Annotated in this window: 21 protein-coding genes; 14 read left to right on the top strand and 7 right to left on the bottom strand. The window is 72.0% G+C overall.

Going from position 1 to position 24,778, the window contains the following annotated elements:
• Positions 1–333: 333 nt before the first annotated feature.
• The 5 genes from ABR737_RS07305 (at position 334) to ABR737_RS07285 (ending at position 7,462) form a co-directional block, all read left to right on the top strand.
• Positions 334–561: a type A2 lanthipeptide gene (locus ABR737_RS07305; RefSeq protein WP_350249373.1), complete on the top strand. Its 228-nt coding sequence runs from the start codon at positions 334–336 to the stop codon at positions 559–561.
• Between the two features lie 175 nt (positions 562–736).
• Positions 737–1,543: an HlyD family efflux transporter periplasmic adaptor subunit gene (locus tag ABR737_RS07300; protein ID WP_350249372.1), complete on the top strand. Its 807-nt coding sequence runs from the start codon at positions 737–739 to the stop codon at positions 1,541–1,543.
• A complete protein-coding gene (locus ABR737_RS07295) occupies positions 1,540–3,825 on the top strand; it encodes an NHLP family bacteriocin export ABC transporter peptidase/permease/ATPase subunit (RefSeq protein ID WP_350249371.1) in 2,286 nt (761 codons plus the stop codon). The genes ABR737_RS07300 and ABR737_RS07295 overlap by 4 nt, the downstream gene beginning before the upstream one ends.
• Before the next feature lie 10 nt (positions 3,826–3,835).
• Positions 3,836–6,712: an NHLP bacteriocin export ABC transporter permease/ATPase subunit gene (locus ABR737_RS07290; protein WP_350256703.1), complete on the top strand. Its 2,877-nt coding sequence runs from the start codon at positions 3,836–3,838 to the stop codon at positions 6,710–6,712.
• 291 nt (positions 6,713–7,003) lie between these two features.
• Positions 7,004–7,462 carry a cyclic nucleotide-binding domain-containing protein gene (locus ABR737_RS07285; protein WP_350249370.1) on the top strand — a complete coding sequence of 153 codons (459 nt, stop codon included), beginning with the start codon at positions 7,004–7,006 and terminating at the stop codon, positions 7,460–7,462.
• A gap of 176 nt (positions 7,463–7,638) precedes the next feature.
• Here the strand turns inward: ABR737_RS07285 and ABR737_RS07280 are convergent, their stop codons facing one another.
• On the bottom strand, positions 7,639–7,830 hold the full coding sequence (locus ABR737_RS07280) for a hypothetical protein (protein ID WP_350249369.1): 192 nt from the start codon (positions 7,828–7,830) through the stop codon (positions 7,639–7,641).
• Positions 7,820–8,629, bottom strand: coding sequence for an alpha/beta fold hydrolase (locus ABR737_RS07275; protein WP_350249368.1), 810 nt, complete (start codon positions 8,627–8,629; stop codon positions 7,820–7,822). The genes ABR737_RS07280 and ABR737_RS07275 overlap by 11 nt, the downstream gene beginning before the upstream one ends.
• A gap of 64 nt (positions 8,630–8,693) precedes the next feature.
• On the opposite strand from ABR737_RS07275, the gene ABR737_RS07270 reads away from it, so the two are divergent.
• Together ABR737_RS07270 and ABR737_RS07265 are read left to right on the top strand one after the other, a co-directional pair.
• Positions 8,694–9,092: a MerR family transcriptional regulator gene (locus ABR737_RS07270; RefSeq protein WP_350249367.1), complete on the top strand. Its 399-nt coding sequence runs from the start codon at positions 8,694–8,696 to the stop codon at positions 9,090–9,092.
• Positions 9,093–9,308: 216 nt separating this feature from the next.
• The gene (locus tag ABR737_RS07265; RefSeq protein ID WP_350249366.1) at positions 9,309–11,177 is read left to right on the top strand and encodes an alkyl/aryl-sulfatase; all 1,869 of its coding nucleotides are present in this window, start codon (positions 9,309–9,311) and stop codon (positions 11,175–11,177) included.
• 31 nt (positions 11,178–11,208) lie between these two features.
• Here the strand turns inward: ABR737_RS07265 and ABR737_RS07260 are convergent, their stop codons facing one another.
• Complete coding sequence (locus tag ABR737_RS07260) at positions 11,209–12,441, bottom strand: PucR family transcriptional regulator (RefSeq protein WP_350249365.1); 1,233 nt, start codon at positions 12,439–12,441, stop codon at positions 11,209–11,211.
• Positions 12,442–12,702: 261 nt separating this feature from the next.
• Between ABR737_RS07260 and ABR737_RS07255 the strand changes: the two genes are divergently transcribed.
• The 3 genes from ABR737_RS07255 to ABR737_RS07245 are packed head-to-tail and all read left to right on the top strand — an operon-like array spanning position 12,703 to position 15,793.
• The gene (locus ABR737_RS07255) at positions 12,703–13,770 is read left to right on the top strand and encodes an ABC transporter substrate-binding protein (RefSeq protein ID WP_350249364.1); all 1,068 of its coding nucleotides are present in this window, start codon (positions 12,703–12,705) and stop codon (positions 13,768–13,770) included.
• Positions 13,770–15,008, top strand: coding sequence for a FecCD family ABC transporter permease (locus ABR737_RS07250; protein ID WP_350249363.1), 1,239 nt, complete (start codon positions 13,770–13,772; stop codon positions 15,006–15,008). Before ABR737_RS07255 ends, ABR737_RS07250 begins: the two co-directional genes overlap by 1 nt.
• Entirely contained in the window at positions 15,005–15,793 is a 789-nt protein-coding gene (locus ABR737_RS07245) for an ABC transporter ATP-binding protein (RefSeq protein WP_350249362.1), read from the top strand. The genes ABR737_RS07250 and ABR737_RS07245 overlap by 4 nt, the downstream gene beginning before the upstream one ends.
• Positions 15,794–15,823: 30 nt before the next feature.
• Here ABR737_RS07245 and ABR737_RS07240 read toward each other — a convergent pair whose 3' ends face one another.
• Entirely contained in the window at positions 15,824–16,867 is a 1,044-nt protein-coding gene (locus tag ABR737_RS07240) for an L-tyrosine/L-tryptophan isonitrile synthase family protein (protein ID WP_350249361.1), read from the bottom strand.
• Positions 16,861–18,288 carry a cytochrome P450 family protein gene (locus tag ABR737_RS07235; protein ID WP_350249360.1) on the bottom strand — a complete coding sequence of 476 codons (1,428 nt, stop codon included), beginning with the start codon at positions 18,286–18,288 and terminating at the stop codon, positions 16,861–16,863. Before ABR737_RS07235 ends, ABR737_RS07240 begins: the two co-directional genes overlap by 7 nt.
• Positions 18,289–18,594: 306 nt before the next feature.
• On the opposite strand from ABR737_RS07235, the gene ABR737_RS07230 reads away from it, so the two are divergent.
• Genes ABR737_RS07230 through ABR737_RS07220 form a run of 3 tightly spaced genes read left to right on the top strand, consistent with a single transcriptional unit; the run spans position 18,595 to position 21,946 of the window.
• Entirely contained in the window at positions 18,595–18,876 is a 282-nt protein-coding gene (locus tag ABR737_RS07230; RefSeq protein WP_350249359.1) for a hypothetical protein, read from the top strand.
• Positions 18,873–21,434 carry a heavy metal translocating P-type ATPase gene (locus tag ABR737_RS07225; protein WP_350249358.1) on the top strand — a complete coding sequence of 854 codons (2,562 nt, stop codon included), beginning with the start codon at positions 18,873–18,875 and terminating at the stop codon, positions 21,432–21,434. Before ABR737_RS07230 ends, ABR737_RS07225 begins: the two co-directional genes overlap by 4 nt.
• Complete coding sequence (locus ABR737_RS07220) at positions 21,431–21,946, top strand: copper chaperone PCu(A)C (RefSeq protein WP_350249357.1); 516 nt, start codon at positions 21,431–21,433, stop codon at positions 21,944–21,946. The genes ABR737_RS07225 and ABR737_RS07220 overlap by 4 nt, the downstream gene beginning before the upstream one ends.
• A 185-nt stretch (positions 21,947–22,131) precedes the next feature.
• Here ABR737_RS07220 and ABR737_RS07215 read toward each other — a convergent pair whose 3' ends face one another.
• A complete protein-coding gene (locus tag ABR737_RS07215; RefSeq protein ID WP_350249356.1) occupies positions 22,132–22,845 on the bottom strand; it encodes a sigma-70 family RNA polymerase sigma factor in 714 nt (237 codons plus the stop codon).
• On the opposite strand from ABR737_RS07215, the gene ABR737_RS07210 reads away from it, so the two are divergent.
• On the top strand, positions 22,844–23,269 hold the full coding sequence (locus tag ABR737_RS07210) for a zf-HC2 domain-containing protein (RefSeq protein ID WP_502964475.1): 426 nt from the start codon (positions 22,844–22,846) through the stop codon (positions 23,267–23,269). The two genes, ABR737_RS07215 and ABR737_RS07210, sit on opposite strands and share 2 nt — an antisense overlap.
• Positions 23,270–23,492: 223 nt before the next feature.
• Here the strand turns inward: ABR737_RS07210 and ABR737_RS07205 are convergent, their stop codons facing one another.
• Complete coding sequence (locus ABR737_RS07205; RefSeq protein WP_350249354.1) at positions 23,493–24,305, bottom strand: PE-PGRS family protein; 813 nt, start codon at positions 24,303–24,305, stop codon at positions 23,493–23,495.
• Positions 24,306–24,778 lie beyond the last annotated feature (473 nt).

The raw sequence follows: 24,778 nt of genomic DNA, 5'->3' as shown, positions 1-24,778 counted from the left end.
CTGCGCCTCAACGGTTTGGTGCAGGAATGTCCAGTTCGCCGAATGAGTGGTTACCAATGAGTTGAAAGTGAAACTGGAGAACCTGTGAAGAAGCTGCCACCAAGTCATGGATGCACGTGCACTTCCGGTAATTCAGTGGGGCGTTGGGGTCCGGATCAGCGGTTCTCCGATTAGCAGCGCAACCCGCCCGCGTGCTTTGATCCTTCGCACCGCGGGAGTCACACCATCGGTTCCCGATTTCGGGTACCCGACTGCCGCAGCCGCGGCCGGACCACCCCACCGGACGGTTCGGGCGCAGCTTTTTTCGAGATATTCATTCCGAAGGGAAACACCATGAACTCCAACGCCCAGGTTCAGACCCAGGAAATCTCCGACGCCGACCTGGACAACGTGTCCGGTGGCCTCCTCAACGGCGTGGTCGGCACCGCCACCAACACCGTTGACTCCATCGCCCCGGTCTCGGGCGCCGTGGGCACCGCCACCGGCCTGGTCGACGGCGCCACCGGCGTCAACGCCTCGGGCATCGCCGGCACCGCCACGGGCCTGGTCTCCGGTCTCTGAGTCGCTTCTGTGCCGCTGAGCGGTACAGCCGGCTTTGAACGGTGACAACGGCAGGTCGGCGCCCCCTCCTTGCCGACGTGCCGGGCCGCGTGCCCCGGATCCCTGGCTTCGCCCGGGACCGGGGCGCACGGCCGCCACCCGTCAGTCAGATCATTGCAGTTGAGGGAAGAGTGTCGTGCAGTTCCGCCAACAGGCCCTTTCCAAGCTGCAGTCGCCCGAGGAAATCGATCTTCCGGTGCGCTTCGCCCGCCCCCAGGGCTGGCTCGTGCTCACCGTCACGGTCCTCTTTGTGATCGCCGCGTCCGTATGGGCGGTGACCGGCACCGTGTCGTCCACCCTCGGTGCACCCGGCATCCTCACCCACGGCCAGGGCAGCTACATCCTGCAGAGCCCCGTCGCGGGCCAGGTCACCGGCGTGCTCGCCCAAGAAGGCAAGCGGGTGGCCGCCAACACCCCCGTCCTGAAGGTCCGCACCGCCCGGGGCACCACCGTCGTCCGCACGCTTGCCGCCGGCCGGCTGACCACGATGGTCGCCACGATCGGCTCCGTCGTCACCACCGGCGCCGATGTCGCCTCCGTGGAGCGCGTCGCCCATGCCCGCGACCCCCTGATGGCCACGCTGTACGTCCCGGCCCAGAGCGGCGCCACCGTCCCCGTCGGCGCCTCGGTCGACCTCACCGTCCAGTCCGTGCCGAGCCAGCAGTACGGCGTCCTGCGCGGGCGGGTCAAGGCCGTCGGCAGGACCGCCCAGACCCGCCAGCGGATCGGCGCCTACCTGGGCAACAGCCAGCTCGGCGAGCAGTTCTCGCAGCACGGCCAGCCCCTCGCGGTCCTGGTACAGCTCGAGGCCGCCCCGCACAACGCGTCCGGCTACGCCTGGTCGGCCTCCGGCGGCCCGCCGTACGCCCTCGACTCGATGACGCCGGCCACCGGCGCCGTCCATCTGGCCGCGCAGCACCCGATCGATTGGCTGCTGCCATGACCGCCACCGACGACTCCGCGGCCCCGCAACAGCAGCTGCCCCCTCCCGGCCGCGGCCGGCACCGTCCCGAGCCCGCGCCCGGCGCCCGCCGCACCCGCCGGGCCGCGCCCGCCCCGAAGCCCAAGAAGACGAAGACCGTACGCACCCCCACCGTCCTCCAGATGGAGGCCGTGGAGTGCGGCGCCGCCTCGCTGGCCATGGTGCTCGCCCACTTCGGGCGGCACGTACCGCTGGAGGAGCTGCGGATCGCCTGCGGCGTCTCCCGCGACGGCTCGCGCGCCAGCAACCTGCTCAAGGCCGCCCGCAGCTACGGCCTGCAGGCTAAGGGCATGCAGATGGAACCGTCCGCACTCGCCGAGGTGCAGGCGCCGGCCATCCTCTTCTGGGAGTTCAACCACTACGTCGTCTACGACGGCACCAGCCGACGCTTCGGCCGCCGCGGCGTGCGCATCAACGACCCCGACAAGGGCCGCCGCTTCGTGCCCACCGAGGACTTCGACACCAGCTTCACCGGTGTCGCCCTGGTCTTCGAACCCGGCGAGGACTTCCGCAAGGGCGGCCGCAAGCCCGGCGTGCTCGGCGCCGTACCCGCCCGGATGCGCGGCACCACCGGCACCCTGCTGGCCGCGCTGCTCGCCAGCCTGCTGCTGGTCGCGGTCGGTGCGGCGGTGCCCGCGCTGAGCCGTACGTACATCGACATGTTCCTGATCGGCAACCAGACCTCGCTGCTGGGGCCGCTCTTCGCGTCGATGGCCGCGATGGTCGCGCTGACCGCCGTCCTGACCGGACTGCAACAGGCGAACCTGCTGCGCGGCCGCATCATCTCCTCCACCCTGACCAGCGCCCGCTTCCTGCGCCACCTGCTCAGACTCCCGGTCACCTTCTTCGCCCAGCGCAGTCCGGCCGACCTGGTCCAGCGGCTGCAGTCCAACGACGCGGTCGCCGAAACCCTGGCGCGTGACCTCGCCGCCGCGGGCGTGGACGGGATCGTGGTCATCCTCTACGCCTTCCTGCTGTGGAGCTACGACCCCCAGCTGACGGTCATCGGTGTGGGGATCGCGCTGCTCAACGTCGTCGCCATGCGGATCGTGATCCGGCTGCGGGCCACCCACACCCAGAAGCTGCGCGCCGACACCGCCCGGCTGACCAATACCTCCTACACCGGTCTGCAGCTCATCGAGACGATGAAGGCCACCGGCGGCGAGAACGGCTACTTCCGCCGCTGGGCCGGCCAGCACGCCACCACGCTGGAGGTGCAGCAGCGCCTCGGGGTGCCGAGCGCCGGGCTGGCCGTCGTCGCCCCCACCCTGGCCACGCTCAACAGCGCACTGATCCTGTGGATCGGCGGTCTGCGGGCCGTCGAGGGCCATATCTCCATCGGTCTGCTGGTCGCCTTCCAGGCGCTGGTGACCCGCTTCACCGCACCCATCACCCGGCTCAACGGCGTGGCCGGCCGCATCCAGGACTTCGCCGCCGACGTGGCCCGCCTCAAGGACGTCGAGAGCTTCCCCGTCGACACTCTCTACTCGCGCCCCGAGCCGGACGCCGACACCCGCCGTCTCAAGGGCCATGTGACGCTTGAGGACATCACCTTCGGCTACAGCCCGCTGGACAAACCGCTGCTCACCGGCTTCTCCCTGGCCGTTGGCCCCGGCCGGCAGGTCGCCCTCGTCGGCGGCTCCGGCAGCGGGAAGTCCACCGTCTCCCGGCTGATCTCGGGCCTCTACAGCCCCTGGGAAGGCACCATCCGCATCGACGGACAGCGCCTGGAGGACCTTTCGCGCAGCGCGCTGGCCGCCTCCGTGTCCTTCGTCGACCAGGACATCTTCCTCTTCGAGGGCACGGTCAGGGACAACGTGGCGCTGTGGGACCCGTCGATCCCGGACGACGCGGTCATCACCGCCCTCCAGGACGCCGCGCTCTACGACGATGTGATCGCCCGCCGCCCCGACGGCATCCACAGCCGCGTCGAACAGGACGGCCGCAACTTCTCCGGCGGCCAGCGCCAGCGCCTGGAGATCGCCCGCGCACTCGTCCGGCGCCCCAGCATCCTGGTCCTCGACGAGGTCACCAGCGCCCTGGACGCGCAGACCGAGCAGACCATCATGGACAACCTGCGGCGGCGCGGCTGCGCCTGCGTCGTCATCGCCCACCGGCTGAGCACCGTCCGCGACAGCGACGAGATCGTGGTCCTCGACCACGGCGTGGTCGTCGAACGCGGCCGGCACGAGGACCTGGTCGCCGCCGAGGGCCCGTACGCCGAGCTGGTCAAGGAGCACTGACGTGTCATCCATGCCCCCGCCCGCGGTCGTGGGACCGGGCGACACCGACGCGGTGACCCAGGCCCTGGGCGGCCTCGGCACGCCCGTCGACTGCACCGGCCTGCGCAGCGTGCCCCTGGAGGGCCCGCATGTGCTGTGGCTCGTCACCGGCGGATCGCTGGACCTCTTCGCGGTCGACGCCGCCGAGGAAGGGCACTGGCACTTCCTCGGCCGTCTCGAAGCGGGCACCCTCCTGCTCGGACCGGTCGCGGGCCCGCACCACACCCTGCTCGGCCGGCCGTCCCAGGACTGCCTGCTGCGCCGGATCCCGCTGCGCGAACTGCCCCGGTACGAGTACGGCGACACCGGCTCGTTCCCGCAGTACGGCACGCAGGACGGCTACGGCTACGACACCGCCCACGGCGGCCAGGGCGAGGCGCTCTCCGCGCTGGAACACGCCTTCGCGCTGGGTACGGCCCGCAGCCTGGGCGTGCTGTTCGAGGCACCGCTCGACGGCCGGCCCGCCGACGAAGCGGTGGCCGACGACGACATCCTGTGGATGCCGGTCCCGCCCGGCAGCGTGCAGTACGGCGCCTCCTACAGCGCGGAGGCGGCCGGCGACCTGCTGGTGGACCCCGAACTGTGGCAGCAGATGGTCAATCAGCAGTACCGGCTGCTGTCCGCCGTCGACCGCTGGATCGAGCAGCTGGAGCGCGCCCACGAGGACCGCACGGCAGCCGGCATCAAGGCGGGCGAGGCCGTCCGCGAGCGGGCCGACCAGGCGCTGATCGCGTCCATGGGCCGCCAGGACCGGTCCGGACGGGGCAGTGCCGAGACGGACCGGGCCGGCGACGACGCCACCTTCGCGGTCTGCCGCACGGTCGCCCGGGCGGCCGGGATCACCCTCACCGAGCCGCCGAAGGGCGCCGCCGCCAACGACCGCGTCACGCCCGTCGAACGCATCGCGGTCAGCTCGCGGATCCGCACCCGCGCCGTCCGCCTCCAGGGCCGCTGGTGGCGGACCGACACCGGCCCCCTGGTGGGCCACCGCGCCAAGTCCGGCGCCCCCGTGGCGCTGCTGTGGCGCCGGGGCCGCTACGAGGCCGTCAACCCGGCCTCCGGGCTGCGGATGCGCATCGACAAGGACAACGCCGACGCCTTCGAGCCGCGCGCCGTGATGTTCTACCGCCCGCTGCCGGAGCGGCCCATGAGCCTGCTGCGGCTGATGCTCTTCAGCCTGCGCGGCTCGCGGTTGGACCTGCGGAACCTGGCCCTCGCCGGGCTGGTGACGGTGGGACTCGGTGCCCTCGTCCCCCTCGCGACCGGCAAGGTGCTCGGGGAGTACGTCCCCAGCGCCGACAAGAGCCTGATCGTCCAGGTCTCGCTGGCCGTCATCATCACCAGCGTCGTCTCCGCCGCCTTCATGCTGCTGCAGAACCTCACCGTGCTGCGGATGGAGGGCCGGATCGAGAGCGCGCTGCAGCCGGCCGTGTGGGACCGGCTGCTGCGGCTGCCGACGAAGTTCTTCACCGAACGCTCCACCGGCGAGCTGGCCAGCGCCGCGATGGGCATCAGCGCCATCCGGCGGGTGCTGTCCGGACTCGGCCCGGTGGCCGTGCAGGCCACGACGGTCGGCGCGATGAACCTGGTGATGCTGCTCCTGTACAGCGTGCCGCTGGCGCTGGCGGCGATCGCCATGCTGCTCGTCATCGGCGCCGTGTTCCTCGCCATGGGCCTGTGGGAGCTGCGCTGGCAGCGCCGGCTGGTCAAACTCGGCAACAAGCTCAACAACCAGGCGTTCCAGACCCTGCGCGGCCTGCCCAAGCTTCGGGTCGCCGCGGCCGAGAGCTTTGCGTACGCGGCCTGGGCCCGCGAGTTCGCCCGCTCCCGCGAACTCCAGCAGAAGGCCGGCCGGATCAAGAACCTGACCACCGTCCTCAACGCCGTCTACCTGCCGCTCTGTTCGCTCATCATGTTCATGCTGCTGGCCGGGCCGGCCCGCGGCAGCATGTCGGCCGGCTCGTTCCTCACCTTCAACACCTCGGTCACCATGCTGCTGACCTCGGTCACCCAGATCACCGGCGCCTTCATCTCGGCCGCCGCCGCGATGCCGATGTTCGAGCAGATCAAGCCGGTCCTGGACGAGAAGCCCGAAGTACGCGGCGCCAGCGCCCAGCCCGGCACCCTGGCCGGCGGCATCGAGACCAAGAAGCTGTCCTTCCGCTACACCGAGGACGGCCCGCTCGTCCTCGACGACGTCTCGTTCCAGGTCCGGCCCGGCGAGTTCGTGGCCGTCGTCGGCCCCAGCGGCTGCGGCAAGTCGACCCTGCTCCGGCTGCTCATCGGCTTCGACAAGCCGACCTCGGGCCATGTGCTCTACGACGGCCAGGACCTGACAGCCCTGGACCAGGCGGCGGTGCGCCGCCAGTGCGGCGTCGTCCTGCAGAATGCCCAGCCCCTCACCGGCTCGATCCTGGACTGCATCTGCGGCGCCGAGTCCTTCACCCAGGAAGAGGCCTGGGCGGCCGCCGAGATGGCGGGTCTGGCCGAGGACATCAAACGGATGCCGATGGGCCTGCACACCATGATCTCCGGCGGCGGCGCCATCTCCGGCGGCCAGCGGCAGCGGCTGATGATCGCCCAGGCGCTGGTCCGCCGCCCGCGGATCCTGTTCTTCGACGAGGCCACCAGCGCCCTGGACAACGAGACCCAGCGCATCGTCATCGACAGCACCCGCAAGCTCAGCGCCAGCCGCCTGGTGATCGCCCACCGGCTCTCCACGGTCATGGACGCCGACCGCGTGATCGTCATGGCGGACGGCCGGATCGTCGAGCAGGGCGCCCCGTCCGAACTGCTCGCCGACACCGGCGGGGCGCTGCATGATCTGGTGCGGCGTCAGTTGACCTGATCTGGGCTGATCTGACCTGGCCTGGGCTGTGCTGGCGTGACCTGGGCTGGCCTGGGCTGGGGTGACCTGGGCTGGGCTGTCCTCGGGGCTGGCCTTGCCTGACCCGCCCCGGTCTGAACCGTCCCGGCCTGACCTGCCCTGAGCTGGGCCGGCCTGCCCCCGGCCTGATCCGTCCCGGCCCGACCCGTCCCGGTCTGACTCGTCCCGCCGCCGCTCCGCCCGCCGAGCCATTCCCCGTATCCCCGCAGACCACCGCTTATCTTGCAAAGCAGTCAGCGGACGGAGAATGAGATGACCACGGCGAAAGACCTGTTCGACGCCATGCCACCCGACCGGCGCCGGCGGCTGCGGGACATCGCCCGCCCGGTGTCGCTGCCGCGCGCCACCCGCCTCTTCGAGGAGGGCCGGCGGGCGGACCACTTCTGGATCATCCGCAGCGGAAAGGTGGTGCTCGACCAGCGGGTCCCCGGGCGCCGCGCCGCGGTCGTCGAAACCCTCGGCCGGGACGAACTGCTCGGCTGGTCCTGGCTGTTCCCGCCCTATCTGTGGCACTTCGGAGCGGAAACCGTGGGCCCGGTAGACGCCGTGGAATTCGACGCCAAGGTGGTCCGCGCCCTGTGCGAATCCGACCCCGTCCTCGGCCGCGCGATGTACCACTACGTCGCCGCAACAGTGGCCGACCGGCTGCACGGCACCCGGGTCCGGCTGCTGGATCTGTACGGGCCCCAGGGGAGTGGCGTCGATCCGTGAGCGCGGGCCTCCTCAAGGGGGCCGGAGGTGAATCCTGCTGGGGGCACCATGAGCCGCGTACGCGGCGGGTACGACGTAGACCCAGGTAGACCGGTGAAGAACCCGGATTCCTGGGCTTCAATCGCTTTCAGTTCGGGGTCACACCACTGAAGCTGCCGTACCAGATCCATACGAGATCAGTTGATCTTGCCTTCCTCGGATGCCGGCCCGTCCTTCTTCGGGCGCTTCGCGTTGCGCGACTTCTGCATCAGCCGGTCGACATGAGCCGACCAAGCGCTTTTGGTGACGACGATGAACGTGGTGATCGCGAGCACGGCCAGGCCGGCCGGCCTGATGCCTCGGTGGCAGGGAAGGCAGTCATGCCGCACGTGAGGGAAGTGTGCGGAGGAATGCGCGGACATGCTGCAGCCATGCCGCCCGGTCGGCTTCGTTCAGGACATGGGCGGCGCCGGGCAGTTCGACGAGCTTGGCGCCCGCGATGCCTGCCGCCAGGCGGTAGGAGCTGACGGGAAGGACGAGTCTGTCCCCGGTCGGTGCCATTACCAGTACGGGGACACACAAGTGTGCGAGGTCTGCCCGGACGTCCACCCGGGACACCAGGTCGAAGTGGTCCACCGTCCCCGGCGGCATGGCGGCCAGTGTCTGGGATGCGAGGGTGTCGAGGTCGGCGGGCTCGATGTCTGCGAGCTCCGTCGCGGACATGCAGGACAGGCAGGCGAGCCGAGCCACCTCCTCCCACTGACCGGCGGCTGCAAGGGCCTTGATGAGCTGGGCTGCCAGTGCCAGGACCGGGTCCGCGACGGGGAATCCGGCGGTGAGGACGAGTGCCCTGACCCGCTCGGGGTGGCGGGTGGCAACCCGGATCGCCACAGCGCTGCCCAGCGACTCGCCGAGCAGGATGAATGACTCGTGTCCTGTAGCGACGGCGGACGCGGTCAATTGGTCGGCGAGTTCGTCCAGTTCCAAAGGCTTGTCGGCGACAGGAGTGCGGCCGGCGCCCGGGTAGTGCGGGCCGATGAGAGTGTGATCACGGGCGAGGTCGTCGAGAACGAGACCGAAGTTGCCGTGGATCCCGCCTCCTGCGCCGTGGGCGAGTAGCAGCGCAGGGCCGCTGCCCTTCACGAATACGTCCAGGCGGGGATCGGAGAGTGCTTGTCCGGTGGTCATGCCGACGACGCTAAACTCTGACATCAGTGTCAGAGTCAAGTCGCACAATCCGGAGGCGAACCACGTGCGCATGAAGGAGATGGTCCGGCGCACCGGAGTCCATGAGAGGCTGCTGCGCTATTACGAACAGCAGGGATTGCTGGCACCGGACCGGCTGTCGAGCGGCTACCGGGTCTACAGCGAGACGGATGTGGAAACGGTGCGCCGTATCCGGTGCTTGCTGGCGGCGGGACTCCCGACGGCCCTGATCGCCCAGGTCCTGCCCTGCATCAAGGTCGACGACGATCGCATCATGCCCACGTGCCCGGACTTGGTCGCCCAGTTGCAGCAGGAACACGAGAGGATCAGCCGCACCATCGAGGAGCTGCAGGCATCCCGCGCGATGCTCGGCACTGTCATCGCCGACGCACCACTCCAGAATGGTGAGAAGGCACCGCGCAAGCCCCGGGCCGGGCTGCGCTGATCCGCCGACAGCCGCGGCCTGTATCGCGCGGCCTACCGGCGAATCATCGACGCCGGCCACTCCATCGTCGCCGAGCAACTGCGCGCCAACCTGGACCAGGTCCACGAGCCCACGCACCCCCTTGCGGCTGGACCCCACCAGGTTGTGACCAATGACAGTCCGCTCTGTGTCACAGCACCATGAACCCAGGCCCGTGGCCGCACCACAATCGCGTCCATGAGCCATCTCGCCTGGGACGATGAACACGACTTCGCCGACGCCGACCGCGGGTTTCTCGCCCGTCTGGATCCCTGTGTGATCCGGGACGCCGACGGCCGCGTCGTCTGGGACAACGACGCCTATGACTTTCTGGATGACGACTGCCCGCCCACCGCCAACCCGTCGCTGTGGCGGCAGAGCCGGCTCGTCGCGCGGCAGGGGCTCTACGAGGTCGTTCCCGGGATCTACCAGGTGCGCGGTCTGGACATCTCGCACATCACCTTCGTCGAGGGCGAGCGCGGGGTTCTCGTCATCGACCCGCTGATCAGTGCCGAAGTGGCGGCCGCTGCCCTGGAGCTGTACCGCAGGCACCGCGGACCGCGGCCGGTCACCGCCGTGCTCTACAGCCATTCGCACCTCGACCACTTCGGCGGGGTGCGCGGCGTGGTGGACGACGCGGAGGTGGCCGCCGGACGGATACCGGTGGTCGCCCCGGCCGGGTTTCTCGCACATGCGGTGAGCGAGAACGTCTTCACCGGGCCCGCGATGGTCCGCCGGTCCGGCTACATGTACGGCGTGACGCTGCCCAAGGGGCCGGCCGGTCAGATCGGCTGCGGCCTGGGGCAGACGACCTCGACCGGGTCCGTCGGCCTGATCGCCCCCACCCTGGACATCACCGCCACCGGCCAGGAAGAGGTGATCGACGGCGTCCGGATGGTTTTCCAGCTGACGCCCGGCACCGAGGCGCCCGCCGAGATGAACTTCCACTTCCCCGACCTGCGGGCGTTGTGCGTGGCCGAGAACGCCTGCCACACCCTGCACAACGTCCTCACCCTGCGCGGTGCGCTGGTCCGTGACCCCAGCGCCTGGGCCCGCTATCTCACCGAGACGCTGCGGCTGTTCGCCGGCACCAGCGACGTCGTCTTCGCCTCCCACCACTGGCCCACCTGGGGAGCGGACCGCGCAGTCCGCTTCCTGGAGGAGCAGCGCGACGCCTACGCCTACCTGCACGACCAGTCCGTACGGCTGATCAACGCCGGGCTCACCGGCGCCGAGATAGCCGAGGAGCTGCGCTTCCCGCCCGCCCTGGAACGCGCCTGGCACGCCCGCGGCTACTACGGCACCCTCAGCCACAACGCCAAGGCCGTGTACCAGCGGTACATGGGCTGGTTCGACGGCAACCCGGCCCATCTGTGGCAGCATCCGCCGGTGGCCGCGGCCCGGCGCTACGTGGAGTTCATGGGCGGCGCGGACGCCGTGGTCGCCAAGGCCCGTCAGGCGTACGAGGACGGGGATCTGCGCTGGGTGGCCGAAGTGGTCCACCATGTCATCTTCGCCGAACCGGGCCATGCCGGGGCCCGTGCGCTCCAGGCTGACGCCTTCGAACGGCTCGGCCAGGCCGCCGAGTCCGGGCCCTGGCGCAACTTCTACCTCATGGGCGCCGCGGAGCTGCGCGGCACCGTTGCCGGCACCCCCGCGCACCCCGCGCCCGACGTGCTTGCCGCCCTCACCGCCGAGCAGATCTTCCAGTCCATGGCCGTTCGCCTCAACGGGCCCCGGGCCGGCGACCGGCGCCTCCTCCTGCGCTGGGAAATCGGGTCCGCGCCCGACGGCGGCGTCCCGGCCCCCGCCCCGGAGATCTGGACGCTGCTGCTGTCCAACGGCGCGCTCACCCCCATGCCCGGCGACGCGCCCCGCGGTGAACTCCCGCACGCCACCCTGCATCTGGCACGCACCACCCTGAACGCGGTCCTCAGCGGGACCACCACCTTCCTCGACGAGATCACCGCCGGCACCGTCAGGCTCGACGGCGACCCCGAGGCCCTGCTCACCTTCGGCAGCCTGCTGGACAAGCCCGACTGGAACTTTCCGATCGTCACGCCGTGAATGCGGAGGAGGGGAAAGCGGCGGTTCAGGTTCAGCCCGCTTCTCCGGCGTCGCGCAGCAGCAGCGCCGCCAGCGCCAGGGCCGCGCCCCGGGGCGTCGCGAGATCGAGCCCGGTCAGGGCGGAGATCCGGGCCAGGCGGTTGTCGACGGTGTTGGGGTGGAGGGTGAGCAGCCGGGCCGTGGCCCGGCGGTCCTGGGCCTGTTCCAGATGGGTGCGGAGGGTTTCGAGGAGTTCGGGCCGGCCGGCGACCGGGTCGAGCAGGGCGGCGATCCGGTCGCTCCCGGCGCTGGGACGGGACAGCTGGTATTCGAGCAGGACGTCATCGAGCCGGTGCAGCCCGGCCGGGTGTCCGCAGGCACGGGCCACCCGGACGATCCGTGCGGCGGTGCGCGCCGCATCGGGGATCTGCACGCCCTGCTCCGCGGGTACGGCAGCGAGCCGTACGCCCGGACCGCCGGCCTCGGCAAGCCGCTCGGCGAGGCCGGCCGGCGGCTCTGCCGGGCCGGGGACGATCGCCCGGCCCCCGGTCCCGTCGAACAGGGTGAGCACCTCCCTGCCGAAGGCCCCGTCCAGCGCCGTCTGCAGCCGCCGTACCACCCGCCGTACGGCGACCGGCGCCCGCGGGCCGTCCGGCAGCTCCACCGCCAGGACCAGCGACGGCCCCGCGAGACCGCTGCCGGCCGAGGGGACCGCGGTGCCCTCCAGCAGCCCGCGGACCAGGGAGCGGCGTTCCTCGTGCCGTTCGGCGGCGAGGGCCGCCTGCTCGTCGAGGTAGGTCTCGGTGACCGCGCTCACGACCCGCTGTTCGGCATCGAGCAGATAGCCGGCCAGCTCGACCAGTGCGGCCTCCTCGCCGGGCCGGGCGGCCTCCCGCAGCGCCTGCCACAGCACCCGCGCCCCCGCACAGTGGGTGGTCAGCAGCAACGGCAGCGGCATGCCCTCCCCGGCCCGCTGGGCGGCGCGCTCGCGGAAGAAGCCGGTGTCGTCCGGGCCGGTCCGCGGATCGTGCACCACTCGTTCCAGGAACAGCCGCAGGCCGTGCCGCGCGGTCGCCGCGATCTCCACATCCTTGACCTCGGCGGGGAGTTCGGCGTAGCCGTGCAGCTGCTCGAAGGCGTCCCGGGACATCAGCCGGGCGAGCTCGTTCACCCGGGGCAGACAGCGCGCGGCGAGCGACCGCACCGCGTCGGGAACCTCGGGGACCGGCACCGGCGGGTCCGTCGTGGCGGAGCCCTGTGCCGCACCCGCCGTATCCGCTGTCATCGGTCGCCTCCCGGTGCCCGTGGTGAGGCGTCACCTTAGTCCGCCCCCGTACGGGTCGCGACCACGGCTCCCGGCGTCCTCGGCCCGGTCCGCCGGCTGTCGGATTCACCCGGACGGAAAGAGGGAGCCGCCGCCCCGGAACCGCTCCCGCCGCCCGGCCGACTACCTGTGCCGGGTCGCGCCTGCGACCTGAACGGCCGCTGCTGCGGCGGCGGGTGAGACGGCCGGTGCGCCGGCTGGTGAGGCGTAGGGAGAAGCGTCATGCGTCCTGGGAAGTTGTGCGGTGTCGCGGTAGTGGTCGCGCTGGCCGCCACCGCGTGCGGCGGCAGCGGAGGAAGCGGTGGTACGGGTACCGGCAAGGGGGCCGGCGGGCCGGGCTTTCCCGTGCGGACCACCGACTGCAAGGGCGCCATCACCACCTTCCCGTCCGCGCCGCGCAAGATCGTCACCAGTAATGCCGCCGCCCTGGAGATCCTGCTGCGGCTGGGCGCGGGCGACCGGGTGATCGGGACCGGATTCCCGCCCCGCAAGGGCGCCTTGCCCGGCGCTCTGGAGGCGCAGGCCGGGAAGGTGCCGGTGCTGGGGAAGTCCGTGATTCCCAAGGAGAAGCTGCTCGGTTCGGGCGCAGATCTCTATATCGACACCTTCGCATCGATGAACACCATGGGCCGGGCCGGCGACGCGCCGACCGAGGAAGAGTTCAGGGCCGCGGGCATCAAGCACCTCTACCTGGCCTCCACCGCCTGCGCGCCGATGGCCGGGAAGCCGCAGCGCGACCTGTCCGGTGTGGAGGGCGACATCAAGCGGCTGGGCGCGGTGACCGGCACGTCGCAGCGGGCGGACGCACTGGTGGCGGGGATGCGGGCGAAGCTCGGCACGGTGCACAAAGCGGTGGGAGACATCGCCCCCGGCAAGCGGCCGTCGTACTTCTTCTTCGACTATGACGCGGGCACCAAGCAGCCGGTCGCGGTCTGCCGCAAGCAGGTCGCCAACGCCGTGATCGGCCAGGCCGGGGCGCGCAATGTCTTCGATGGCTGCGACGGCGACTTCAAGCCGGTCTCCTGGGAGGACGTGGTCGCCAAGAACCCGGACTGGATCCAGCTCGGGGTACGCAACCGGGGCGATGTGGCAGCCAATGCCAAGGCCTTCGACGAGGCCGCGTCGTTCCTGAAGAACTTCCCCGCCACCAAGGGGCTGGCTGCCGTGCGCAACGGGAAATTCCTGCGGATCGGCTCGGAGCGTACGACGATCGCCGGTGTCGGCAACGCGGACACCGTCGAGGAGATCGCCCGCACCGTCCACCCTGATCGGTTCAAGGCGGCGCGGTGATGGCGTCGGTTGTCTCCGGGGCGGGTGGTCGTGGCCCGGATGGTCGTGAGCCGATCGGTCGTGAGCCGGACGGTCGCGAGGAGCCGGACGGTCGCGAGGAGCAGGGCGGGCAGGCCGAGCAGGCCGAAGACAGCGGGCAGGTCGAGCGGACCGAGCAGGCCGAGGACGGCGGGCAGGGCGAAGAGGCCGAGCGGGACGGGCAGGCCCGGCGCCGCACGCCGCCCGCAGGCCTGCTCGCCGCGGGGCTCGGTATCGCCGTGGTGGTGGCCCTGACCGCCGCGGCCTGTCTGGGCTCCACCGATATCGCCCCCGCACACGTCTGGTCGGTCGTGCTGCGGCGGCTCGGCGGTGCGCCGCCCCGGCCGGGCACCGACGACCTGATCGTGTGGCAACTGCGTGTCCCCCGTGCCCTGTTGGCGGCGCTGGTGGGTGCGGGGCTGGGTCTGGTCGGAACGGCGACCCAGGCGCTGGTGCGCAATCCGCTGGCGGACCCCTATCTGCTGGGCATCTCGCACGGTGCCTCGCTCGGCGCGGTCGCCGCCATCGTGCTGGGCGCCGGCACGGGGGGCGCCCTGGGGCTGGGGCTGTCCGCGGCGGCGTTCGCGGGAGCGCTCGCCGCCTTCGCGCTGGTGTGGTGCATGGCCCGGCGCGGCGGGGGCTTCTCCCCGCTGCGCCTGGTGCTGGCCGGCGTCGGCATCGGGCAGTTCCTGTCCGGCTTCACCAGTTACCTCGTGCTCCAGGCCGGCGACGAACAGCAGACCCGCAGTGTGCTGTTCTGGCTGATGGGCAGCCTGGGCGGGGCCACCTGGAGTGTCCTGTGGCTGCCCGTCCTCGCGGTCACCGCCGGGCTGTTGGCCCTCCAGGCGCGGGCCCGCGCCATGAACGCGCTCATCATGGGCGATGAGACCGCTGCCGGGGTGGGCGTGGACGTCATCCGGCTGCGCCGGGAGCTCTTCGTGGTGTCCGGCCTGCTGACCGGCGTACTGGTCGCGGTCTCCGGAGCCATCGGCTTCGTGGGCCTGATGGTGCCGCATCTGTGCCGGCTGGTGATCGGCGGCGACCACCGCAGGCTGCTGCCGCTGTCCGCGCTGACCGGGGCGCTGCTGCTGGTCGTGGTGGATCTCGTGTGCCGTACGGCGATGGACTCCCAGGAACTGCCGGTGGGGGTCGTCACCGCGATGATCGGGGCGCCCGCCCTGCTGTTCATCCTGGACCGGCGGATGGAGGCGGACCGGTGAACGTCGAGATCGAGGATCTGCACGTCGGCTACGCAGGCCGGAACGTCGTGGCCGGAGTGCATCTGATGGCGGCGGACGGCGAGATCGCCGGGCTGGTCGGCCCCAACGGCAGCGGCAAGTCCACCGTGCTGCGGACCGTCTACCGGCACCTGCGGCCCACCGCCGGACGGGTGCTGCTGGCCGGGGCCGATCTCCGCACGCTCACACCGGGGCAGACCGCACGCCGGGTCGCCGCGCTGCCGCAGGAGCGCGGCAGCGACTTCGAGCTGACCGTGCGCGAGGTGGTGACGATGGGCCGTACGCCCTACAAGCGGGCCTTCGCGGGCGACGACCGCACCGACCGGGAGAGCGTGGCCCGCGCCCTGGCCGCCGTCGGCCTGGCCGGGCAGGGCGCCCGCCGGTTCGCCGCCCTGTCCGGAGGCGAACGTCAACGGGCCCTGCTGGCACGGGCCTTCGCCCAGGACCCGGACGTCCTGGTCCTGGACGAACCCACCAACCACCTCGATGTACGGCACCAGGTGGAACTGCTCGCACTGCTACGGGCGCAGCGCCGTACGACGCTGATCTCCCTGCACGATCTGAACGCCGCGGCGTCGCTGTGCGACCGGCTGCATGTGCTGCATGCCGGACGGGTGGTGGCGTCCGGCACGCCCCGTACGGTGCTGACGCCCCAGCTGCTGGCCGAGGTCTTCGGGGTGCGCGCCGTGGTGACCGACCATCCGCTCACCGGTGACCCGTTGATCGCCTTCGACCACCGGGAGGCGGCGCCGGCCGGGGACGGGTGACCGGCCGCCCGCCCTGGTTCCCACCGTCCCTCACCCGGCCACGAAGTGGCTCGGCCGGCCCTGGCGGAACACCAGCCGGCCGATCCGCTCGGCATCCGCCCGGTGCATCAACTCCCGCCGTCCGTCGCGGTGTTCGAGCACACAGGAGTGCCAGGGCGTCAGCCACACATCGGGCGCATCGAGCAGCCGTATCCCGAACTTGGCCGAGCCACGCGGCTGCGGATGAATGGAGAGCCGGAAGGCACCCGGGTGGTGTTCGCCGATCAGCTCGCCCCAGGCGCGGCTGCGCTGCATCACCCCGTAGGCGCGGCGGCGGCAGTCGCGCTGCCACGCCGAACGGGTACCCGTGAACGAGACGGAATCCTCGGCGAGGAACCGGGTGATGCCTTGGTACAGGCGGCGCGTCGGTTCGTCGCTGCGCGTCAGGGACCGCAGGTCCTCCAGAGCCGGTGCGTAGCGGTCGTGTACCAGGGCCCGTTTGGCGTCGTGCGACAGCCGCTGCCCGTAGACCTGGCGCAGGTCGAAGACGTCCAGCCGGGTCAGGCCCTCGTCGTGGATCAGCGCGCGCAGGGCGTCGGCGTAGGCATCGATGTCCCGGTCCGCCACGTGGATGAGATCGCTGAAGACATGCCCGTCCGAGCAGATGACCACCCGCGCCCCGGGCGGGTGAACGGCCTCGATCCGGCCACACAGGGCGTCCAGGAAGCGCAGCGCCAGCCGTTCGCCCTCGTCGGGGAGGTGACCGAGCACCTTCGCCGGATGGGGCGACTTGCACGGGAAGCCCGGAAGGGTGAAGACGAGGGGCGCGCCCGCAGCCACCGGCGCGGCGAGCTGCCGCAGTTGGGCGGGGTAGGCCTCGGGGGTGCCCATGTCCATGTCCACGTCCATGTCCACGTCTACGTCTACGTCTACGTCTACGTCTACGGTCATGGTCATGTCCGTTTCCCTGTGGCCGGAGTCCAGGGTGCGGCGGTAGGGCAGCAGTTCGGCGAGCACGGCTGTGCAGTCGGCCGGGTGGCCAGTCGGGTGGCCGGCGGGCACACCGGGGCGCGGTCGGGTCGGGCTGGTCAGCACGCGGCATCCGGTCGGTTCGTGACCGGGGAGGTGGCATCCGGTCGGTGTGTGACCGGACAGGTGGCCCCTGCCCCGTCGGCGACCGGTCGCGGGGCAACGGGCTCGCCCGTGACCGGGCAGGCGGCCGGCGCGCCGTAAGTCACCGGCAGCCGGTCGACCCCGCGCGCCAGTACTGCCGGTATCCAGCCCAGCTCGCCGTCCGGGATGGCGAGCCGCAGATCCGGCAGCCGTCTCAGCAGGGTGCCCAGGGCGATCTGGAGTTCGATGCGGGCGAGTGTGGCGCCGGGGCAGAAGTGGATGCCGTGGCCGAAGGCGAGATGCGGGTTGGGGGTGCGGTCGAAGTGCAGGGCGTCCGCGTCGGGAAACTGGCGCGCATCGCGGTTCGCCGCACACAGCGACACGATGACGGAGTCGCCCGCCGGAATCCGGGTCCCGTGCAGATCGGCGTCCTCCGCGAAGAACCGCCAGGTGGTCAGCTCGAAGGCGCTCTCGTAACGGAGGAGTTCTTCGACGGCGCGAGGCAGCAGCTCCGGGCGTCCGGCCAGCTCCGCCAGGTGGGCGGGGTGGCGCAGCAGCGTCACCAGGGCGGTGGTGATCTGGTTCGTCACCGGTTCCTGCCCGGCGACCAGCAGCTGGAAAATCATCGAATCCAGCTCCTCCTGTCCGAGCCGGCCGTCGTCGCGGGCGGCCACCAGCCGGGAGAGCAGATCCTCGCCCTGCTCGGCGCGCTTGTGGACGACGAGATCGGCGATGTACTGCTGCAGCGCGCGCAGCCGTGCCTCGTACGCCGGACGGCCCGGATCCGACGGGCCGACGGGCTGGACCACCTTGCCCCAGTCCCGGTCGAACCGCTCCTCGAACTCCCGCGGCAATCCGATGACTTCGGCAAGCACCCGGAACGGGAAGCGCCCGGCGAACACCTCGACCAGATCGACCTCACCGGCCTCCGGGAGGCCGTCGAGCAGGGCATCGGCCATCTCCTGGAACCGCGGGCGAAGCCCTTCGACGCGCTGTGGCGCAAAGGCGTCGGTGATCAGCCGGCGCAGCGCGGTGTGCCGCGGCGGGTCCTGGTGGAGCAGATGCACCTGGAGCCGGGAGTGCTGGGGCTCGGGCATGATCGAGGCGCGGGCCCGCCAGGCCGCGTTGCCGCGTGAATGGTGCTTGCCGAGCCGGACGTCGGTCAGCGCCTGGTGGGCGGCTTCGTAGCCGGTGACGAGCCAGGCGCACACGCCGCTGGGGAAGCGCACCCGGTGGACGGGGCCGCGTGCCCGCAGCTCGGCGTACAGGGGATAGGGGTCACGGGTGTACTCCGGCCCGTACAGCTCCACGGGATCGATGGGAGCGGTGGCGTCGACTGCAGCAACGGGATCGATGGGAGCGGTGGCGTCGGCTGCAGCAACGGGATCGGGCGGTGTGGGCATGGGCGTTCTCCTCAACGGGCGTCGGATGATGACGAACCACGCCCGGACGGCGCGGCGTTGGAGAGGTCGTGCACAGGGCGTGCCGAGTTCCCGCCGGGGGCCGCGGATTTCGGCCGGGCGGCGAGCGGGGGACGGAGACCGAGGGCCGGCCCGGCGGCCGGGACGGGGCCGAAGAGCGCACCACCCAAACCCAGTTAGTCGGGTCCGAACGCAGGTGAGTTCCGCTGCGGGAACGGGATGAACCTCACCCTCCGACGAGCCCCCGATCCGCCGTTCGGCACCGCTTCCACCTGCCACCATGACGCGATGCCCCGCTCTTCGGCCGACCGCAGTCGGCCCCCTCTTCGCCAGGCCGTGGCACGGTTGCTGCCCGCCCGGCCGGTCCTCGGTTTCCTCCTGCTGCTGGCGCTGCTCGGCACCTTGTCGTACGCGGTCGGTGCCGTCGCCGGTCCGGTGGCCCCGGATCTGCGTCCGGCCGGCGGGACCCGTACGGGAGGCGGCACGCCCGCCGATGACGGTGACATGGGTGGGATGCACGGCATGGGCGGCGCGGCCCCTCGTCCCGTGCCGGGGGGAGCACCGCGATGACGCCGCAGCCCCGGCCCGGCCCGCCGTCGCCCGCCGACGCGGCATCCGCCCCGCCCCACACCACCACCCTCACCATCGGCGGGATGACCTGCGCCGCCTGTGTGGGCCGGGTCGAGAAGAAGCTCGGCCGGCTCGACGGCGTCGCCGCCTCGGTGAACCTCGCCACCGGCCGGGCAACGGTCAGCCACCCGGCGGCGGTGTCCGTCACCGACCTCGTCACCACCGTCGAGGCGGCCGGGTTCACCGCCCGGCTCCACGAGCCCGCCCCGGCACCGGGCAAGGACGACCCGACGTCGTCCGACGCCCGCCCGGACGGCCCGCCGCCGTCCGACGTCCACCCGGACGGCGGGGACGACGGCGGCCGCGCCGAGCGGCACCGGCTGCTGCTGACCGCGGTGCTCTCGCTCCCCGTCCTGGTGCTGTCGATGGTGCCCGGCTGGCAGTTCCGTAACTGGCAGTGGCTGTGCTTCGTGCTCGCCGCGCCCGTCGCCGTGTGGGGCGCCGCCCCCTTCCACGCCCGTGCGCTGCGCGGTCTGCGGCACGGCGCCGCCACCATGGACACCCTGGTCTCGCTCGGCGTCGCCGCCTCCTTCAGCTGGTCCGCGTATGCGCTGTTCCTCGGCGGGGCCGGTGCGCCCGGTATGACGATGCCGTTCAGCCTCCTGCCCGAGTCCGGCGACGGGGCCGCGCACCTCTACCTGGAAGCCGCCGTCGGCGTACCGCTGTTCGTGCTGGCCGGCCGGCGGATGGAGGCCAGGGCCCGGCGCGGCACCGGAGCCGCGCTGCGCGCGCTGGCCGAACTCGCCGCCAAGGACGTCGAGGTACGCATGACCGACGACGGTGAGCTTCCTCCGGGGCAGGGCCGGGAGTGGGGGAGGCGCATCCCCGTGGACCGCCTGCGGGCCGGTGACCATTTCCTGGTGCGGCCCGGGGAACGGGTCGCCACCGACGGCACCGTCGTCGACGGCAACTCCGCCCTGGACCTGTCCCTGATCAGCGGGGAGAGCCGCCCCGTCGAGGTCGGTCCGGGTGCGGCGGTCGTCGGCGGCGCGGTCAACTCCGGAGGTCTGCTGGAGGTACGGGCCGACGCGGTGGGCGCCGATACCCAACTCGCCCGGATCACCCGCCTCGTCGAGGACGCCCAGACCGGCAAGACCAAGGTCCAGCGGCTCGCCGACGCGGTGGCGGCCGTTTTCGTCCCCGCCGTCCTGTCCGTCTCGGTCACCGTCCTGGGCTTCTGGCTCGGCGCCGGAGCCGACCCGCAGTCCGCGATCACCGCGGCGGTGGCCGTCCTCGTCGTCGCCTGCCCCTGTGCGCTGGGGCTGGCCACCCCGACCGCGCTGCTGGCCGCCACCGGCCGCGGTGCCCAGCTCGGGATCCTGGTCCGCGGCCCGGAGGCGCTGGAGCGACTGCGCCGCATCGACACCGTCGTCCTCGACAAGACCGGCACCCTCACCACGGGCCGGATGAGCGTCACCGCACTCACCGCGCGCACCGGCGGCCTGGACGCCCTGGAGGCGCTACGGCTGGCCGCCATCGTCGAGCAGGGCTCCGAACATCCGCTGGCCCGCGCGATCGGTGCCGCCGCCGGCGCCCGGCTGCCAGGACAATCGTTGTCGGCTGGGCAACAAATGCCGTCGGAGCAACTGTTGCCGTCGGGACAGACCCGGTCGTCGGGAGAATCGTCCGGGGAACTTCCGTCGTCCGGGGAACTTCCGTCGTCCGGGCAACTTCTGCCTTCGGGGAAACTTCTGCCGCCGGTAAAGGACTTCGGTGCCACCCCTGGCTACGGCGTCCACGGCACGGCCGACCGGCACCGGGTGGAGGTCACCCGGCCCGGCGACCTAACAGGCCTGCCCGTTCCGCTGCCGGAAGCGGTGCACACCGCGGAGGCGGCCGGCCACACCGCCGTCCTGGTCACCGTCGACGGCACCCCGGAGGCCGTCATCGCGGTCGGCGACGCCCTCCGCCCCGACAGCTACCGCGCCGTCGAGCATCTGCGCCGCCTGGGGCTGCGGCCGGTCCTGGCCACCGGCGACCGCGCCGCCACCGCCCGAGCCGTGGCCGGCCATCTCGCCATCACCGAAATCCACGCCGGAGCCCGCCCCGAGGACAAGGCAGCCCTCGTCACCACCCTCAAGGAGCAGGGCGGCCGGGTCGCCGTTGTCGGCGACGGCGTCAATGACGCGGCGGCCCTTGCCCTCGCCGACCTCGGGATCGCGATGGGCAGCGGGACCGATGCCGCGATCGGCGCCGCCGATGTCACCCTCGTACGCGAGGACCTGCAAGCCATTCCCGACGCGGTACGCCTGGCCCGGCGCACCCTGGGCACCATCCGCAGCAATCTCGTCTGGGCCTTCGGCTACAACCTCGTCACCGTGCCGCTCGCCGCCGTCGGTCTGCTCAGCCCGATGCCGGCCGCCGCCGCCATGTCCGCCAGTTCACTGCTCGTCGTGGGCAACAGCCTCCGGCTGCGCGCCTGGCGGCCGGGCGGGCCCGGCAGGCCGGCCCGCCGCCCCCACGGCAGGCGGCCCCAACCCCGTGGGGAGACCTCATGAAACGGCCGTCCCGCCCATCCCTCCAGTCCCGCCTGTCGCTCCCGTCACTCCGGTCCGTCTCGTCCGCCGCCGTGCCGCTGCTGACCTGTCTGGTGACCCTCGGCGCGCTCACCGCGTGGACCACCGCCGGCAACGCGGGCAGACCCGCGGAGCTGAGGATCACCGGGGGCCGGGTGCTGATCCCCTCGGGGGCCGAGGCCACCGCCGCGTTCTTCACCGTCCGCAACACTGGCGGTGCCGATGACGTCCTGACCGGCGTCACCAGCCCCGCCGGCCATCGCGCGATGCTCAGCCGCACCATCGACATCGGGCACAACGCCCGGAGCATGGAGATGGTTCGCAGCGCCACCGTCCCGGCGGGCGGCGCGCTGACCATGACGCCAACCACGCTGGACGTCATGGTCAGCCCGCCGCCACGGCTCGCGCCCGGCGACCGGCTCACCTTCACGCTGCACTTCCGCCACAGCCCACCACAGACCGTACGGGCCCGGGCGGTGCGCCCCGGCAGCTGAACGGAACCGCGGGACCCACGCCACGGGCCCTACGCCCCGGGGCCCGCGCCACGGGCTCCATGCTGCGGGCTTCATGCCACGGGCCCCACACCATGGGCTCCATGCCACGGGGCTCATGGACCGGCCCTTCGCCCGTCCATGAGCCCCGTCGCCCTGCCGGGTGTTCTGCGCCCGGTGCGCGGCCGTCAGGCCACGGCGTCCGCGTAGACCCGCGGCCCGTCGGCCCTCTCCGTGCGCTTACCGTCCGTGCGCTTGCCGTTCGTGCGCTTCCGGTCCGTGTGCGTCCGGTCCGGGCGCTCCCCTCCCGGGCGCTCCCCTTGCCGGCGCTCCCCGTCCGGACACTCCGCTTCCGGGCGCTCCGCATCCGTCAGCAACCCGACCAGCGTCTCCCGGGCGCGCGCCACCCGGGACCGCACGGTTCCCACGGGACAGCCCATCACGCCGGCCGCCGCCGCGTACGGCAGCCCCAGCAACTGTGTGAGCACAAACGCCTCCCGTCGCTGCGGCGCCAGCGCCCCCAGCAGCTCGGCCAGCGCGACGCCCTCGTCGAATCCCGGCACACCCCGTGGCTGCACCCGCTCCGCGGCCGTCTGCCAGTCGTCCGTCGCGGCCAGCCGGGGCCGCACCGCCACGGACCGGATGCGGTCCGCCACGACCCGCCGGGCAATGGTCAGCAGCCAGGTCCGCGCCGACGACCGGCCCTCGAACCGCGGCAGACTGCGCAGCGCCCGGACATAGGTGTCCTGCATCAGATCGTCGGTCGCCTGCGGGTCACCGCTGAGATGCGTCACATAGCGCCGGACATCGAGCTGCGTGGCCCGCACGAACTGCTCGACGGCCCGCTCGTCCCCGGTACGGGCGGCCAGCGCCCAGCCCGTCACCGCCTCGTCATCCCGCATGCCGCGACCGCCCCTCGCCGCGCCGCCGTGCTTCGGGGAGGATGGACGCATGCTCTGCTCGCGCATCCGTACGGCACTCTCCGCCCGCCTCGACGGCGAGGAACTGCCTCCCGGGCTCACCCCCGGCCGGCTCGACGACCACCTGGCCGGCTGCCGGGACTGCCGACGGTGGGACGCACAGGTACGGGCCCTGACGACCGGCCTCGACCACGCCACCGCGCACCCCGCAGACGACCCGGCGGCTACCGGAGCGCTGCTCACCCGACTGCGTGCGGTCTCCGCAGGACCGGCGGTTCCCGGCATGGCGGATACCGACGGGGCGGCTACCGACATGGCAGATTCCGACACGGCGGGATCCGGCACGGCGGGATCCGGCACGGCGGGATCCGGCACGGCGAATTCCGGCGGTACGCCCGCCGGTTGACGCGGCTGAGGCGATGGCCGACGGGCGCCCACCTCCGTCGGCCGGCGCGCCGGGAAGGGATGCGGGCGGCAGTGCCACCGGCATCCGGACAGGAATGATCATCTGGAGTCCTTCGCATGATCCGGTCGCCGCGCGCGGCGGGGACCGGTGAAGTCGGAGCCGGGACGTCGCCGGGTGCGCTCGGCACCCGGCCGTCCGCCGGCTCGGGAGTTCGACCGTGCTGTCAGCCGACAGCCGGCTCCTGCGGTGGACCCCGCAACGACCTCGTATACGCCAGCAGCAACTGCCGCACCGCGCGCCGCGGTTCCTGACGTGCGGCGCGGACGGCGGGCCGCGGATCGGGCAGCAGGATCCGCAGAACGAGCACCAACGGCGCGAACAACCGGGCCGACAGGCTCCGTACGAGCTGGAACGCCGCCCGCTCGCCACCCCACAGCCACCCCGCGCTGAGCAGGGCGACCAGCAGGTGGGCCGCCAGCATGCCGGTGGCACTGCCGTGCATCCCCGGCATCTGACCCGCGTGGGCCATGCCACTCATGCCGCCCATGCCGCCCATGGCATCCATGCCGCTCATGGAGCCCGTGTGTCCCATGTGCCCCATGCCGGCCATGTCCCGCATGTGGCTCGCGCCGTGCGTCGAGGGCAGGGCCGCCATCTGCTGATGCATCAGCTGGATCAACCGGGGGCTGCCATGCCCGGAGAGCTGAGCCCCCTCGGCCCCGCACAGCCAGGTCTCCGCCCACCGGCGCGCGAGCGAGCTCTCGTCACCACCGGAACCGGCGACCGCCTGGCCCAATGAGAAGGCACTGTGCAAGGCCGCCTGGGTGCCGACGGTCAGCACCCCCACGAGCAGCGGCCCGCGTTCCCGGCCCGCGCAGCACCAGGCACCGGCCGCGGCCCCCACCCCGGCGACGAGCAGCATCCACGCGGGTACCACGGCATCTGACATCACCATGTGCCCCAGCGCGGCGAGCAGCACACACACCACCGCGAACACCGCGGCGCGTAGCCCCCTGAGAACCTGCCCCGCATCCATGACAGGCCCATCGTCGCACCCCTGCCCCGCGGCAGAGCGAGAGGGGCCCCGCCGTGCACCTACCTGCCGACCGAGGAATGCATACCGGCCCCGGCCGACGGGGCCCAGGGCACGAGTCCCCATGCGGTTCGTCAAGGTGGTGGGTTAGCTTGCCGGTGGTGCCGGAAGACTGGAGGAGGATGCGGTGGGGGCGTCAGGTGGAAGGCCGAAGGTGGGGCCCGTCGAAGAGTGGCAGGACGTCTATGACCTGCTGGAGGCTGTTCGGCAGCGGCCGAATTCATGGGTGCGTAACGGCTCGTTGGAGGAACTGGCGGTACTGCTGTCCGGTATCACCTCGCCCTTCAGGTCCATGATGTCGATGAGGCGTTCGCGTTTCACCCTGGGAATGGAGGGTTTGCCTCTTGGCTCAGCAGGACCCGCGGGTGGTCGATGGCGGCAGGGTGGAACGCCGCGATGGTGGAAAATCTGCCGGG

Origin of the sequence: Streptomyces sp. Edi2 (genome assembly GCF_040253635.1) — a bacterium.
Lineage (GTDB): Bacteria > Actinomycetota > Actinomycetes > Streptomycetales > Streptomycetaceae > Streptomyces.
This window is presented reverse-complemented; position numbering and strand designations above follow the sequence as displayed.

Bases quoted from the DNA above. Each gene is read 5' to 3' on its own strand.
- ABR737_RS07225 (WP_350249358.1), top strand. From the start codon at position 18,873: ATGACGCCGCAGCCCCGGCCCGGCCCGCCGTCGCCCGCCGACGCGGCA.
- ABR737_RS07220 (WP_350249357.1), top strand. From the start codon at position 21,431: ATGAAACGGCCGTCCCGCCCATCCCTCCAGTCCCGCCTGTCGCTCCCG.
- ABR737_RS07265 (WP_350249366.1), top strand. From the start codon at position 9,309: ATGAGCCATCTCGCCTGGGACGATGAACACGACTTCGCCGACGCCGAC.
- ABR737_RS07305 (WP_350249373.1), top strand. From the start codon at position 334: ATGAACTCCAACGCCCAGGTTCAGACCCAGGAAATCTCCGACGCCGAC.
- ABR737_RS07260 (WP_350249365.1), bottom strand. From the start codon at position 12,441: ATGACAGCGGATACGGCGGGTGCGGCACAGGGCTCCGCCACGACGGAC.
- ABR737_RS07230 (WP_350249359.1), top strand. From the start codon at position 18,595: ATGCCCCGCTCTTCGGCCGACCGCAGTCGGCCCCCTCTTCGCCAGGCC.
- ABR737_RS07255 (WP_350249364.1), top strand. From the start codon at position 12,703: ATGCGTCCTGGGAAGTTGTGCGGTGTCGCGGTAGTGGTCGCGCTGGCC.
- ABR737_RS07275 (WP_350249368.1), bottom strand. From the start codon at position 8,629: ATGACCACCGGACAAGCACTCTCCGATCCCCGCCTGGACGTATTCGTG.
- ABR737_RS07205 (WP_350249354.1), bottom strand. From the start codon at position 24,305: ATGGATGCGGGGCAGGTTCTCAGGGGGCTACGCGCCGCGGTGTTCGCG.
- ABR737_RS07215 (WP_350249356.1), bottom strand. From the start codon at position 22,845: ATGCGGGATGACGAGGCGGTGACGGGCTGGGCGCTGGCCGCCCGTACC.
- ABR737_RS07295 (WP_350249371.1), top strand. From the start codon at position 1,540: ATGACCGCCACCGACGACTCCGCGGCCCCGCAACAGCAGCTGCCCCCT.
- ABR737_RS07235 (WP_350249360.1), bottom strand. From the start codon at position 18,288: ATGCCCACACCGCCCGATCCCGTTGCTGCAGCCGACGCCACCGCTCCC.
- ABR737_RS07285 (WP_350249370.1), top strand. From the start codon at position 7,004: ATGACCACGGCGAAAGACCTGTTCGACGCCATGCCACCCGACCGGCGC.
- ABR737_RS07250 (WP_350249363.1), top strand. From the start codon at position 13,770: ATGGCGTCGGTTGTCTCCGGGGCGGGTGGTCGTGGCCCGGATGGTCGT.
- ABR737_RS07210 (WP_502964475.1), top strand. From the start codon at position 22,844: ATGCCGCGACCGCCCCTCGCCGCGCCGCCGTGCTTCGGGGAGGATGGA.
- ABR737_RS07290 (WP_350256703.1), top strand. From the start codon at position 3,836: ATGCCCCCGCCCGCGGTCGTGGGACCGGGCGACACCGACGCGGTGACC.